11 protein-coding genes and 2 pseudogenes are annotated in these 13496 nt (G+C 38.1%); 2 read left to right on the top strand and 11 right to left on the bottom strand.

What is annotated here, in order from left to right:
- The first annotated feature begins 18 nt into the window (after nucleotides 1-18).
- The gene (locus AB5213_RS09175; protein ID WP_368276622.1) at nucleotides 19-1818 is read left to right on the top strand and encodes a BlaR1 family beta-lactam sensor/signal transducer; all 1800 of its coding nucleotides are present in this window, start codon (nucleotides 19-21) and stop codon (nucleotides 1816-1818) included.
- A gap of 64 nt (nucleotides 1819-1882) precedes the next feature.
- Here AB5213_RS09175 and AB5213_RS09170 read toward each other — a convergent pair whose 3' ends face one another.
- The 3 genes from AB5213_RS09170 to AB5213_RS09160 all read right to left on the bottom strand — a co-directional run bounded on the left by AB5213_RS09170 (nucleotide 1883) and on the right by AB5213_RS09160 (nucleotide 5399).
- A complete protein-coding gene (locus AB5213_RS09170; RefSeq protein WP_005610830.1) occupies nucleotides 1883-3115 on the bottom strand; it encodes a DUF6070 family protein in 1233 nt (410 codons plus the stop codon).
- 8 nt (nucleotides 3116-3123) lie between these two features.
- Nucleotides 3124-4179 (bottom strand): DUF6070 family protein, encoded by a 1056-nt coding sequence (locus AB5213_RS09165; protein ID WP_368276621.1) that lies wholly within the window; start codon nucleotides 4177-4179, stop codon nucleotides 3124-3126.
- Nucleotides 4180-4559: 380 nt separating this feature from the next.
- Nucleotides 4560-5399, bottom strand: coding sequence for a hypothetical protein (locus AB5213_RS09160; RefSeq protein WP_368276620.1), 840 nt, complete (start codon nucleotides 5397-5399; stop codon nucleotides 4560-4562).
- A 104-nt stretch (nucleotides 5400-5503) separates the two neighbouring features.
- Here AB5213_RS09160 and AB5213_RS09155 point away from each other — a divergent pair.
- Nucleotides 5504-5770: pseudogene (locus tag AB5213_RS09155) on the top strand (hypothetical protein); the annotation flags it as partial.
- Between the two features lie 31 nt (nucleotides 5771-5801).
- Here AB5213_RS09155 and AB5213_RS09150 read toward each other — a convergent pair.
- The 8 genes and pseudogenes from AB5213_RS09150 to AB5213_RS09115 form a co-directional block, all read right to left on the bottom strand.
- A pseudogene (locus AB5213_RS09150) lies at nucleotides 5802-5873 on the bottom strand (metal-sensitive transcriptional repressor); the annotation flags it as partial.
- A 27-nt stretch (nucleotides 5874-5900) separates the two neighbouring features.
- The gene (locus AB5213_RS09145) at nucleotides 5901-6110 is read right to left on the bottom strand and encodes a DUF6070 family protein (protein WP_055181106.1); all 210 of its coding nucleotides are present in this window, start codon (nucleotides 6108-6110) and stop codon (nucleotides 5901-5903) included.
- The gene (locus tag AB5213_RS09140) at nucleotides 6107-6310 is read right to left on the bottom strand and encodes a hypothetical protein (protein WP_055181107.1); all 204 of its coding nucleotides are present in this window, start codon (nucleotides 6308-6310) and stop codon (nucleotides 6107-6109) included. The genes AB5213_RS09145 and AB5213_RS09140 overlap by 4 nt, the downstream gene beginning before the upstream one ends.
- Nucleotides 6291-8402: a penicillin-binding transpeptidase domain-containing protein gene (locus AB5213_RS09135; RefSeq protein WP_055181110.1), complete on the bottom strand. Its 2112-nt coding sequence runs from the start codon at nucleotides 8400-8402 to the stop codon at nucleotides 6291-6293. Before AB5213_RS09135 ends, AB5213_RS09140 begins: the two co-directional genes overlap by 20 nt.
- Before the next feature lie 130 nt (nucleotides 8403-8532).
- Entirely contained in the window at nucleotides 8533-10254 is a 1722-nt protein-coding gene (locus AB5213_RS09130; protein WP_368276619.1) for a lysozyme family protein, read from the bottom strand.
- 25 nt (nucleotides 10255-10279) lie between these two features.
- Nucleotides 10280-10687 carry a DUF6075 family protein gene (locus AB5213_RS09125; RefSeq protein WP_055290354.1) on the bottom strand — a complete coding sequence of 136 codons (408 nt, stop codon included), beginning with the start codon at nucleotides 10685-10687 and terminating at the stop codon, nucleotides 10280-10282.
- Nucleotides 10688-10768: 81 nt separating this feature from the next.
- Nucleotides 10769-13108 (bottom strand): VirB4-like conjugal transfer ATPase, CD1110 family, encoded by a 2340-nt coding sequence (locus AB5213_RS09120; protein ID WP_368276618.1) that lies wholly within the window; start codon nucleotides 13106-13108, stop codon nucleotides 10769-10771.
- A complete protein-coding gene (locus tag AB5213_RS09115) occupies nucleotides 13089-13481 on the bottom strand; it encodes a PrgI family protein (protein WP_368276617.1) in 393 nt (130 codons plus the stop codon). Before AB5213_RS09115 ends, AB5213_RS09120 begins: the two co-directional genes overlap by 20 nt.
- Between the last annotated feature and the right edge of the window lie 15 nt (nucleotides 13482-13496).

Below are 13496 nucleotides of genomic sequence, written 5' to 3'. Positions count from 1 at the left end.
TGGGAGGATGAGCATATTTTGATATATTTTAGTTTTCGATTTTTACTGTGTAATGCCATCATTTGTATTTTTTTAGGTAGTTTACTGGGATTAAAAAATTTATTGCAAAGACAATTATCCGCACGTATGCAATATAATCTTTCGATTATATTTCTTGCCGTTCTAATTGTTCCCTTTTTACCAATAAACTCTACCCCCTCTTCTATATCGTGGAGCCATTTGCTGACAGCCAGTTCAAGTACCAATGGTGACATTCAAACCACTTTTATTTCTGGTAATGGTTATAATTTGGATAAAATAAATGATTTTGCTGTCTCTGTCAGCACCCAAATACCAACTTTTATTCACACATTACTTGTATTTTTCTGGAGTATCGGTATATTCATAATGTTTTTTCTTCTCTACCGCTCAGTAAGACAAGTAAAAGCCTTATATAGTTCTGCTTTACCTCTTCAAAATAAAGAACTAAACGCTCTTTATATAGAATGTTTAAACGAAGTGAACAGCAAGCATACCATTCCGATTTATAGTACAGCATTTTTGAAATCTCCTGTTTTGGCTGGTTTCCTGCATCCTCGCATTTATCTTCCAATTCACTTGATTTCAGATTTTAACGCTGGAACTATAAGCTCAACTGATATTCGATATATGCTTCTTCATGAACTGCAGCACTACAAGCATAAAGATATTCTAATTGGATATTTGATAAATACAGTAAATGTTTTCTACTGGTTCAATCCCCTAATCTGGTATTTTCTAAAAAGAATACGGCAGGAACGGGAACTTGCCTGCGACAGTGCTGTATTACAATTATTGAAAGAAACAGAATACAAGTCATATGGAAATACACTGATTAACTTTGCCGAAACAATAGCTCTGTCTCCATTCCCTCTTACTATGGGAATCAGCGGAAATATAAAACAGTTAAAAGGACGCATTTTAAATATTGCATCATTCCACCAACCTACTTTTAAACAAAAAATTCGTGGATATCTTATATGCATATTCGTCTCTACTATCATCATTGGATGCATTCCCATACTTTCTGTTTATGCTTCTGATCAGACTGGTTATCATTTTGACATAACCGAAAAGAATATTACTCAGCTAAATCTTTCTTCCAATTTTGGGGACTACACCGGAAGTTTTGTTTTATATAATCAGTCTGCTGATAAATGGAATATTTATAATATGGATCATGCTTCCACACGTGTATCACCGAATTCGACTTATAAAATATATGATGCATTACTTGGCTTGGAATCTGGAATTATTACACCAGAACATTCCACTTTCACATGGAATGGAGAACCATATCCTTTTAATTCATGGGAAGCCGATCAAGATTTAACCTCGGCTATACAGAATTCCGTAAACTGGTATTTTCAGGCAATTGATTCACAGGCAGGTTTTGAAGCCGTAAGAACATTTTTACAGACAATAAACTATGGGAATCAGAATACTGGAACAAATCTAAATCTCTATTGGACAGATTTCTCTCTGAAGATATCACCCATAGAACAGGTGGAATTGTTACAGGATTTCTATCAAAATAATTTTCATTTTGACAGTAAAAATATCCAGGCAGTAAAAAAAGCCCTGCTGCTTTCCACTAATTCTTCCGGTTCTCTTTACGGGAAAACAGGAACCGGGCGTGTCAATGGTAAAGATGTCAATGGCTGGTTTATCGGATACATTGAAACAGCGAATAATACTTACTACTTCGCAACAAATATTCAATCCTCTTCTGGTGCAACTGGAAGTCAGGCTACCGAAATAACAGAATCTGTACTTTCTAATCTTGGTATTTGGAAATAAATAAAGAGAACTGATAGCATAATTTCCTGTTATCAGTTCTCTTTATTTCATTCTTCTCTACTGATCAATTCTGCAAATTACCTAACCGGTACTGATACCTCGGTATATTATCAATACCATTATCTAAAATCCTGTTTCCAACATACTGAATCGTTCCATCATCCTGAATTTTCATCGTAAGTTCGTGTGTAATAACAGCATCATTACATACAACAGAATCACATACTGCATGAATTGTCAAAACAATGGTTCCATCTTCATTGTGCCTGACTTCTGTTACTTCCGGTAAAGACAAGCCAAAATGTGTTGGTGAATAATTACCACATCCCAATCGTTCCCAGATAAACATATTACTTTGTTCATCGTAGACCGCCCATTCTTTCAATTCTTCTTTTGTAACAGGAAGATATGTCATAATTACATTTTCGAACTCTTCTGCTGGAATTCCCACAACCTCTTTTTCTGCAGTAAATTTTTCTCCATATTTCATTTGATAAAAATATTCATAAAGTCCATTATAATCCAACCCCTGCATATCCTCCGCATTCCAGTTTGAACATAACAGATTGTTTCCCTGATAGCCGAACGTACTCACATATTTTTTTGAATATTCCCGACACTCCTCACTCAAGGGCTTTACCCGGATAATACAACTTCCATCTACAATCTCTGTCACTTCCGGTGGTTCAGGTACGCATAATTCATAACAGAAATTCCCATTTTCAGTATATGCCCATTCTTTTATTTTTGATAGCGATATGTATGTAAGTACAGGCTCTGTATCCTCACTCCAGATCATTTTTGCGGACATCACACTCATTTCTTTTCCATCATAACTATATTCTTTTCTGGTAATTCCACCATCTGTATCTGCTTCATATAAAATTACACTTCCTTTTTCTTCTTGTTCTGCAGATTTTAAAAATTGTTCCATCTTCTGATAATTATCCATAACAGAATAATGATCGGAACCAATGACCGGATTCCCATTTTGTTTGATAATTTCTTTCATCCGATTCATCATTTGCTCAGCAGTGTTCTGATCTGCTTCTTGTATTCCATTATATTCAGAATAAATATCTCGGATAATGCCCATAATTTCTTCACAATCGTTCACAGCTTCCTTTTTCTTGTCTTCATCGATTGGTAGATTATATCCCTTATCCGGATTTTCCATGGTAGTGTTTTTCTGATTCTTCTCATTTTTTACATCTGTGCTGTTTAACGATATCTTACTTTCACAGGAAGTCAGAATCATTCCTATACAAAGTACTAACAAAATACTTTTTCTTTTCATATTGCCCCCTAATTATTACTGTAATTCTCTTCCCACTCTTCTTCTGTTAACCTTGGCATATACCACCCTGCATTTGCATTTTGATCTGACTTGATTACCTTATTTGATAAATACTGGAAACTTCCGTCTTCCATAGGTTTTATCATCAATTCACTGGTGATTGCCTGATCTAACATTCTGATTTCCCATACTGCTTCTATCGTAAGTTTTAATGTTCCATCTTGTAATTTTTCATATGAGATAACTTCCGGATATGGCTCATATGGGAATTCACAATCATATAACCCTCGCGGTCTGTATCTAAAAGTTCTATTATCAGAGTTATAAAAAGTTCCTTTTTCAATCTCGGTATTACTAAATGGTAAATAGGTCTTTATAACCTCTTCAAACTCATCTTCTGGAACTTCATATTCTGCTCCACCACAATTTGCTTCATATGGAACTTGCTTTCCATATTTCATATAATACATTTTTTCATAAAGATCATAAAAATCAAGTTCCGTATAATTCTGGTTATCCCAATTTGTAATCAACAGATTATTAAGTGCATACCCCAACGGCATAACATATTTTCGATTCAATTCCCGGCATGTTTTATCTAATGGCTGCACTCTGAATCCAGTTTCACCCGGTGCTCCATCAAATCCCGGTGGATGATATTCCTCCAGAAACAAGTATCCTTTTTCTGTATATTTCCACTCATATGCTTCATATTCATCATAATAATTAGCCTGTGGACTATTATCCTTCCATTTAACCTGACATAACCGAACATTTATCTTTCCATTCATTGACTCTAAATGATATTGTATAATTTCCCCTTCATCAAATACAACAACAATATCTACTGCTGCCTGTTCTTCTTTCTCTGCTGCTTTGCAAAAATCTTCTACTTTTTCACGATTGACCATATCAATCTGATTATCACAATCTACTGCCGCATATCCTTTTTCTTCCAGACAATTGATAATTTTTCTTTTCACCTTTAATGTATTTAACTCCGACTTCTCCTTCATATAAACAGACCGAAAAGTTTTTGCTGTTTTCTTTACTTCTGCATTCATTTCAGATTCTACGGTTTCTTTCTTTTCTTCTTTTTCCGTAATTCGATTTTGTCCGCACCCTGTAAAAACAATAAGAACTATCAATATCATCGCAAATATCTTACATATGTAATAATTCCCCATAAAAATTTTTTTATCCTTCAAAATACTCATCCAATACTGTTGCATCTTTTTTAACAACATAACCACTTCCACCGATTCCTTTCTTCTAATTTTTTTGTTCCTTAAATCTTACGCTTGTAATATTTAAAACTCAAATCTATTTTCAGGAATTGTATACTCCAGATTCACCATCTTTATGTGCGATATATCCTATTTTATTACCATCCTCTATATCTTCTCCATTTTTGTTACCCTGTCATTTTAAGGAACATCCTTACTTACACTGTTACATATTTTTCCGCTTCTTCTTTGCACTTCAACGTATTTCCATGCCCAATTACATATTCCATACATTCTTTTCCCTGCTCTTCTTTTCCGATTCGGTAGTAACATACTCCCAGCAGGAATCTGCGTGTAACCTCATAATAAGGCAGCTTTTCCGTATCATTTTTCAGTAATCTTACTGCTGCCTCATCTTCACCTTTCAGCATCAAATTTTTTGCCATAAACAGTGGATTCTTTTGATATACTTTCCCTGCTTTTTCTAATGTAGCCGAATAACCTGCCGCATCTTTCTCCTGATATTTCTTCGACAGTTCGAGATTCGTCATGACCTGCTGCCAGGAACGTCCCTCTCTTTTTCCTTCCCATTCATTCTTTATATACTCTTCTGCCTTCTGCAACTGCCCATTTATGATCAGTGCAACTACATATTTAGACTCAGCTATCAGCATGACACTTTTTTGAAATCCATGATAATCCAAGCTCTTTCCGTACTTTATCAACTCTTCCAGCATTTCTGAATATTTTTCTGCATCACATTGCTGTGACAGAATCCGGTCAATTTTTGAAAAGTCTCTGAGAATGTCCCTGATTAAAATGAATATACCTGCAATCAGATCAACCACCACGCAAATCCACAGAAGCCAGGGATCTGTCGTGACCCAGCCCGGCTGCTTTACATCGAAAAAGAGTACTGTCTCCTGATGCGGGAACGGATTTCCTTTGAAAATACTCACCACACAGATCAATGCTGCATAAATCAACAGCACATTCCGTATCATCCTGATGCGTCCATTTTTCTGCTTTTCATAAATCTTTTTTATCTGCTCTTCCATTTTCTCTACCTCGCTGTCACACTATTTTTGTACCTACAACATAATTATACATAATTTCTGCTGTTATTGAAATCTTCTCTGGCTGTCTCCTGCTTTCCGGGAGTATAAGCTGCCAGCAGAGTTTTATGGCACTCGGACAGGCAAAAATCAGTCTGCTTCTTGCATGCCTGCGAAAACTGATCCTGCTGATCCCTCTGATCTTTATCCTGCCGCTCTTTTTATCTGATAAGGTATTTGCAGTTTTCCTTGCAGAACCAGTCAGTGATATCCTGGCGGCTGCCATTACAACCATAACCTTCTTAAGCCGCTTTAATGGAATATTGAACCAGAAAGACCTCGCCTGCTGCAAAATTTTCACCAATACAGACTGATGCAATTAATGCCAGTGATACCAGTACATCTGATTGCCTGAACCTGTCCGATTATTTTCTTCAGTCTTCGGTGCAGATTATCTGCATCCATACATTGTCTCATCTTCCCATCTCCTTATCACCAGAAATATTAATATTGTAGCGAATCTCTGTTCGGTTGTACAATATCTACTGTTGCCTGTTCTTCTTTCTCCGCTGCTTTGCAAAATTCTTCTACTTTTTCACGATTGACCATATCGATCTGATTATCACAATCTACTGCCGCATATCCTTTTTCTTCCAGACAATTGATAATTTTTCTTTTCACCTTTAATGTATTTAACTCCGACTTCTCCTTCATATAAACAGACCGAAAAGTTTGCGCTGTTTTTTTACTTCTGCATTCATTTCAGATTCTACGGTTTCTTTCTTTTCTTCTTTTTCCGTAATTCGATTTTGTCCGCACCCTGTAAAAACAATAAGAACTATCAATATCATCGCAAATATCTTACATATGTAATAATTTCTCATAAAAATTTTTTTATTCTTCAAAATACTCATCCAATACTGTTGCATCTTTTTTAACAACATAACCACTTCCACCGATTCCTTTCACATTCTCAACCATACTGATAAGAAGAATTGGTTTGTCCACGCTTTTATCTGCCGTAAACACCGAAAACCACCCGATTTCTTTGCCAGAAGTATCTTCTTTCGTTGCCTTCAACTCGGCTGTCCCTGTTTTTCCAGCCAGCAAAATATCGTCACGATGTGCAGCATATCCGGTTCCTTCCGGATCATTTACAACACCTTCCACCCCTTGCATAATTTCTTCTACATTTTCTTTACTAAACGCATTTTCTATCCATGTTTCACCGGATGCTTCTTCTTTGTATTTCAAATACGGTTTTATCATATTCCCTTCATTTAAAAATGAAGTATAAATACTTGCCAGATGTAATGGATTTACAAGAATCTGCCCTTGCCCATAACCACTATCTGCCAATTGTATTTCTGTTTCTATTTTATCTGTATTGGAATATGTTGATTCCTGCATCGCAATCTCAAACGGCATATTCTGATTAAATCCTATTTCATTTAAAGTATTCATAAAATTCTCACTACCAATTTTAAGAGCTGCCTTTGCAAAATAAATATTATCAGAATAGATAATTGCATTTTTCATAATAACCGGTTCATATTCATGAAGTGTTGTCACTTGATAAGATCCCCAAGACGAATCTTTCTGCCATGCCAAACCTTCATTTCCAAAATCTTCTTTTGGATCTATGCTTTCCGTTTTCAACCCAATTCCTGCCACAACTGGTTTAAATGTTGAGCCAGGACACCATACTTGACGAAAACGATTATATAATGGCTTCTTTTCATCTTCGTTTAATGATGTCCATTTCTCTGATGATAAGCCCCGTATAAATTCATTATTATCATAAGATGGGGTACTTACCAAAGCCAATACTTCTCCCGTATAAGGATTCATTGCGACAGAACACCCCGGATCTTCTTTAAACTGCTCGTATAATGATTTTTGCAAATCGGAATCTATCGTTAATCTTATATCCATACCATCTTCTTTAAAAATACTTGCAAGAACCTCTTTTACTTCCCCATCACTATCCAAAATCTTTATATCACAACCATCTTTTCCTTTTAATTGCTTTTCGTATAACTTTTCCAACCCAGATCTTCCGATTACACTTTCAGCTGAATATCCTTCCCCTGGATGATTTTCCAAATCTTCTGCTGTTACAGACTGTACATAACCAATTAAATGAGCTGCTGCTTCCCCTAACTCATAGGTTCTAACTTCCACATCTGATAGCATAACCCCTGGAATTTCCAAAAGTTTATTCTGACAATCCTGCTCCTCAAGTGTCTTTTCTTCTGGCTGTATTTTCATTAAATCTATTTCTTCTACTTTTGGAATAGTTTCAATTGGTACAAAAGAATCTTCTTTTACCCACTTTGCTGTGAGTTTGTTATTTATTGTTTCTACATCTATCTCTAATAACTCCGCTATTTTTTCAATAGATACATTCCTGTCTTCCAGCTTTCCCGGTATAATGCCAACTGATGTTGCTACTCCTTTTCCTGCAAGCATTTTACCATCTCGGTCTAATATTTCTCCTCTCTCCGCTTTTGATGTAGTAACACTTATTTTATCATCACTCTCTAAATCTGGAAAAATCAAACTATCCTGCCATACTAATTTATATCCCTGTTTCGTTTTCTTCAGTTCTGCCATATTGTCAAATTGTATTGTTCCGGCAATTGTATTACATGATGTTTCATACGAAAGCGTAACTGTATCTGCTTTTTTCTCTTTCACAGTTACATGACTGATTTTGATGTCACTGACCTCTATTCCCTCGTATATCTTAGAATTTCGTTGTATGTACTCTTCTTTTGTCAGATAAACTTTTTCATCTGAATCTATCATAGTGTACATTACTTCATATTCCTTTTTTTCAATATGGTTCATATATTCCATAAGTGTATTTTCTGGTGATTCCGTTATAGTCCTTTTTAATAAAATACCTCCTGAAACAGCAATTACTGTTATAGCCACTATCAGCCCAAAAATCTTACAAGTGTAAGATTTTTGGGTGCTTTGCTTTTTCCGTTTTCTTTTCATAGATACCCCTTTCTTCTAATTATTTTATTTTTCTAAATCTTACACCTGTAATATTTAGAAGTCAAGTCTATTTTTAGGAATTGTATACAACGGATTCAATATTAGACTATCATATTCTTTCTCCTGCCTTTTAATATGCCGGAACACCGTATCCATAGATGTTACTGCTTCCAATACTATAACTCCGTCTTGCCACCTTATCTCCACTGTTTCCTTCAATGGTATTCACTGTTCCACCGCTGACACTCTCCACAATTCCAACGTGGTCAATCGTTCCATTGTTTCCCCAATCAAAGAAAATAATATCTCCTGCCGCCGGGGTATAACTTCCGTCACGGAACCTACCTTTACTTTCAAACCACTTCACACCGTCCGAACAAAGAGAAAATTTCGGAATGACTCCACTCTGAATATAACCGCTCTGGTCTGCACACCAGGACACAAAGCAGGCACACCACTCTACCCGCCTTCCAAATCCATACCAGCTCCAGTAAGTTGTCCCACTTTTCCCTTCCTGCGATGCTGCCACCTGAACGATTGCCTGATTGCCGATACCTGTCGGGATTCTTCCAAATGCATAATACTGAAGCACATGTGGTACATACTGCTTGTCCCCATAACTGCTCCACCCCATTCTCTGTGCCATCATATCGGAAAATTCTGCTGCATTTGCAAGGGTATATCCACCTCTGGCTTTCGCCCATTCCAGATATCCATTTCCATAGTTGTAACTTTGCAATGCCAGTTTAATATTTTCCATATCCAGAGGATTTTTTACTCCTGCACGTTCCAGACAACTTTTTATCTCCTGCACACCACAAGAAATCGAATACTCTGGATCAGTAATTCCATTCGGCTGTTTGGGATATTTTGTATTAAAACTGCCCTCTGAGCACTGCATCGGGTCAAGTCCTCTCCCACCGGATTCCTGCATCATAATCGCTTTAATCAGTTCCACATATTCTCCAATGCCATACTGGTTTGCATATTGCCGGATTAGTGGTTCGTATGCTTCTACTTCTGCACTGACGGAAGAAACCGTACTGGAATTATCCCCACCTGTCATGCATAGAAAACCACCAAATAAAATGACGATAATCAAAATCATAACCGCAATCCAACCACCTGCAGTCAATGCACTCAGTAATGCTTTTGTAGCTTCAATCAACGCTTTTATTGCATGTGTTACCGCTTTTTCTGTCTTTTTCACTGCAATCCTGGTATTCTGTGCAGTCTGCCTTGCTGTCTGCACTGCTTTTTCTGCTTTTTTCATAGAATAATGCATTGCCCGGACAGAAGCATTTGCAGTCTGCTCCGATGTCTTAATGCTGGTCTTTGCCGTCTGTTCTGCAGTCTTGACTGATTTTCCAGATGTCTTGATGGTACCCTTTCCGGTATTCTTTACAACCTGCTCCGATGCTTTCCCGGTCTTAATGGTTCTTTTATCCCGCTCAACAGTCTTGATTTTTTTTACAGCAAGTTTTTTTCCCTGCTCCTGTGCCTTTTCCCCGCCTGAAGGCGGTACTGGTCGGATTTGTTCTTTCGGCTGGTAAACTGTTTCTTCGCCTGCCAAAGAAACAGAAACTTTCTCTTTCTTCCGTTCAATAATCTTTCCTGCCTGTCTACGTACCTGATGCCCTGTTTCGTGAAAGATGCGGTCAGCATACTCGCTGGCCGCATCTTCTGCATAACCTACCGGATTATTCTCTCTATCACTGGATTTCTCCGTCGATTGCATGACAGTTTCTTTTGTTCTGACATAGGAATGTTTGACATGGTCTGTCACCGTAACCGTCTTATCTAATACTTTAATATCCTTATGGACTTGGCGTGTTTTTATCTTACGATCCATCGCTTTCCTCCATTTGAATCTTTATCTAGCGTTCATGATTAGTTTCTTTTTTATTCACCTGTGGAAGTTCCCGGCAGTATTCTGGATACTTTATGCGGATTGCTTCATAAAAATATGGTGCATGACCGCAATCAAACATCTCGTATGGGGTAGACAGACTTTCTTCTCCTTTCTCCACATATCCATTCCACAAGTTAAATGCCAGTCTCGTCAATCGTGCCGAACCGCCTGTCTGCCACCCTTCATGCAGTGCTTCCGGTTTAATCAAACGCTCCTTAAAATCAAACATGCGGTCAACATGATTTCTGGTATCTTCAGAAATTCCCACACAATAGAAAAATGAACTGTAATAACTGTCGTGCTTTCCGCATTTTGCTAACATCTGATAAAAAAACCTTTCGTGTTCCTTTGATGAAAATCTGATTTCTGACATATTTTTCTCCTTTTCCGGCACTAAAAAACGCCACAAATTGTGACGATTTCCGGTGCCATTCTCTTAAATTGATTATTGAAGTTACATTCTTCCTCGGTTGATACTGTCCTCTCCCGGCTTTGTGGTCATCAGTTTATACAACCTTGTATTGGTCGGGAATCTATTGACGAACGGTACAAGCGAACTTCCGTATTTCACCAAACCGCAACCGGCATCTGCATTTGTGATATATCCCATTTGCTCAGTGGAGATATTCAGAAGTGTTGCCAACTTTGCTCTGTCCGGCTCTGCCTGATTAAGCATCACGATATACTCACTGTTGGAAATCATCGTACTTGCAAGAACAGAATCTAACAGATATTCCACGTTCTGGGTAATTGCTGTCGGAAATGCATTACGCTTACGAAATCTTCGCCATGCAGAGTTAAAAAATGCTCCGGAATACTCATTTTCAAATACTACATGAAACTCGTCTAAGAAAATATGAGTTCGCTTTCCCTGTTTCCAGTTCTCTGTTACCCGGTTCAGCATTGCATCAGTGATAACCAGAAGTCCCATGGTCTTTAGCTGCTTTCCTAAATCCAGAATGTCGTATACCATGATACGGTTATTCACATCAACATTACTTTCATGTGCAAATGCGTCCAGACTTCCATTTGTAAATAATTCTGATACCAGTGCCAAATCCTGTGCTTCCGGTTCTTCCTGTTCCAGAAACTTTTCACGCAACACCCGTAAAGTCGGCACTGCTCCGCCATGCTGATATTCCTCATAGACTTCCCCTACACATCGGTCAATAATGGAACGTTCCTTCGCATTGATCCCTTTTTTATCCAACTGCTCAAACAAAGATAAGATAAACTGTGACTTCTCAATTACCGGATCACCGCCATCTCCATATCCGTCTACCATATCCATTGCATTGATGTGGTCCCTGCTTCCTGCAGCAATACGAACCACTTCTCCGCCCATTGCTTCAACCAACGATGCATACTCTCGCTCTGGATCACAAATCAGGATATCGTCCTGCGTTGCCAGTGCCAGGAATACAATCTGCATTTTTGCATTAAAGGATTTTCCACTTCCCGGCACACCTAAAAGGAATGAGTTCGGGTTCAGGAGTTTTTCTTTATTGCACATGATTAAGTTATGGGAGATTGCATTTTCTCCACAATAGATGCCGCCTGCGTCCATAATCTCCTGCACCCGGAATGGCATCAACACTGCCACGCTCTCCGATGTCAGCGTGCGGACTGCCGGAATCTTTCGGTGTCCGATGGGAAGTGCTGTATTTAGTCCGTCCATTTGCTGAAATTTCAAAACTGAAAACTGGCATAACTTTTTCCGTCCAATGGTCAGAAGTGTTTCCGTATCTGCGTCAAGCTGCTTTTTCGATTCTGCAGTATGCACCATAGTCAGTACACCGAACATCATACGCTGGTCACGTGTAGTCAGATCATCCATGAACTCTTTACTTTCTTTTCTCTGCTGTTCCAAGTCATAAGGAATCACTGCGGAAAAGTTATTGTTGGCATTCTGCCGTCTCTGCCAGTTTGTGATATTCGTCTCCACACCAAGCAGACGTTTTTCCACTTCCTGTACTGCTTCATCAGTCGGAACCGGAATCACATCAATGCTCAACATCAGATTCCGATTCATATCGGTCAGTTCTGCTATCATATCGTCTTTGATGTAAGAAGCATACTCACGAAGAAAAAGTACCCTTCCATAACGATCTCCCATGCGGAAATAATCTTTTTCAAATTCAAAAGTATCCGGGCAGATATAATCTTTGAAGCTGTGCCCTTTTCTCATACTCTCCTGAATATCAAAATGGAAACCAGATTCTTCTCCTGTACGGTAAAAATCATGCAGAATCCGTAACTTATCTTCTCCATTTACCTCTGCACATTTGGAACCCAGTCTTGCAAAATGGCTGTTCAGCTCTGTTGTCACTCGCGCAAAATAGGTTCTTGCTTCTTCGATCGTTTTCTTATAGCAGGATACTGTCACATATTTTTCCTGCACCATGCTGTTGGAACTGGTTGCCTTATCTAAAAGCATGTTGTTGTACTCTTTCCGATATAAATCCAGTCCGTCCTCCTGCATCGGAATCAGAATTGCTTTTTCAAAATCCACTTTATTCAAGCGGCGATTATTGATCGTTATTTTTGTTGTTCCACCGCAATCGAACGAATTTAATAAATCCATATATTCCAGGAACATGGTTTCCTTATCTACTTTGCTTGCCACCGCATAGTTGATATCCGTAAATTTATAAGTACGTGCAAATTTATTTTTCCCGATTTTAAATATCCCGTCAGACCAGATGGTCTCGATGGGAATTACCTGCTGTACGCTTCTTGGAATTACAAATTTTTCTTTATCCTGCTTGAAAATATTACTCAGCGTTTTTATCATTTTTCTTGCGTCCCTCCTTCTTCATACTTTCTTTCTCATATTTTTTAATGACTGGTTCTACCGCATCAAAATAAAGATTTTCTGACCGGAACACCAGTTTTTTCGGCATCAGGATTTCCGATTTAATCCATGCCCAGATAAACTGCTCCGCTGTCATTCCATGATATTTTACAAACCCGAACACTACACATGGGGCAGCTCCCAGTACACAAATCCAACTCACTGTTTCCATACTCATGTATGGGTGAAACAAAAAATAAAGCCCAACGGCAATCCCGCAGGCTAATCCTGAAAAGATAAACTGTCTTAGGGACAATCCGAAAAAGATTGCTTCCGTGTAATCCCTGATTTCCTTGTTAATTTTTACTTCCAAAACGATACACCTCCA

The organism is Coprococcus sp. RTP21204st1_G4_RTP21204_210225 (assembly GCF_040915385.1).
Taxonomy (GTDB): Bacteria; Bacillota; Clostridia; order Lachnospirales; family Lachnospiraceae; genus Allocoprococcus; species Allocoprococcus comes.
This window is presented reverse-complemented; position numbering and strand designations above follow the sequence as displayed.

Coding starts and splice junctions, on each gene's coding strand:
- AB5213_RS09140 (WP_055181107.1), bottom strand. CDS start 6,310: ATGAGTATTTTGAAGAATAAAAAAATTTTTATGAGAAATTATTACATA.
- AB5213_RS09135 (WP_055181110.1), bottom strand. CDS start 8,402: ATGAAAAGAAAACGGAAAAAGCAAAGCACCCAAAAATCTTACACTTGT.
- AB5213_RS09120 (WP_368276618.1), bottom strand. CDS start 13,108: ATGATAAAAACGCTGAGTAATATTTTCAAGCAGGATAAAGAAAAATTT.
- AB5213_RS09130 (WP_368276619.1), bottom strand. CDS start 10,254: ATGGATCGTAAGATAAAAACACGCCAAGTCCATAAGGATATTAAAGTA.
- AB5213_RS09160 (WP_368276620.1), bottom strand. CDS start 5,399: ATGGAAGAGCAGATAAAAAAGATTTATGAAAAGCAGAAAAATGGACGC.
- AB5213_RS09170 (WP_005610830.1), bottom strand. CDS start 3,115: ATGAAAAGAAAAAGTATTTTGTTAGTACTTTGTATAGGAATGATTCTG.
- AB5213_RS09165 (WP_368276621.1), bottom strand. CDS start 4,179: ATGAATGCAGAAGTAAAGAAAACAGCAAAAACTTTTCGGTCTGTTTAT.
- AB5213_RS09125 (WP_055290354.1), bottom strand. CDS start 10,687: ATGTCAGAAATCAGATTTTCATCAAAGGAACACGAAAGGTTTTTTTAT.
- AB5213_RS09145 (WP_055181106.1), bottom strand. CDS start 6,110: ATGAAGGAGAAGTCGGAGTTAAATACATTAAAGGTGAAAAGAAAAATT.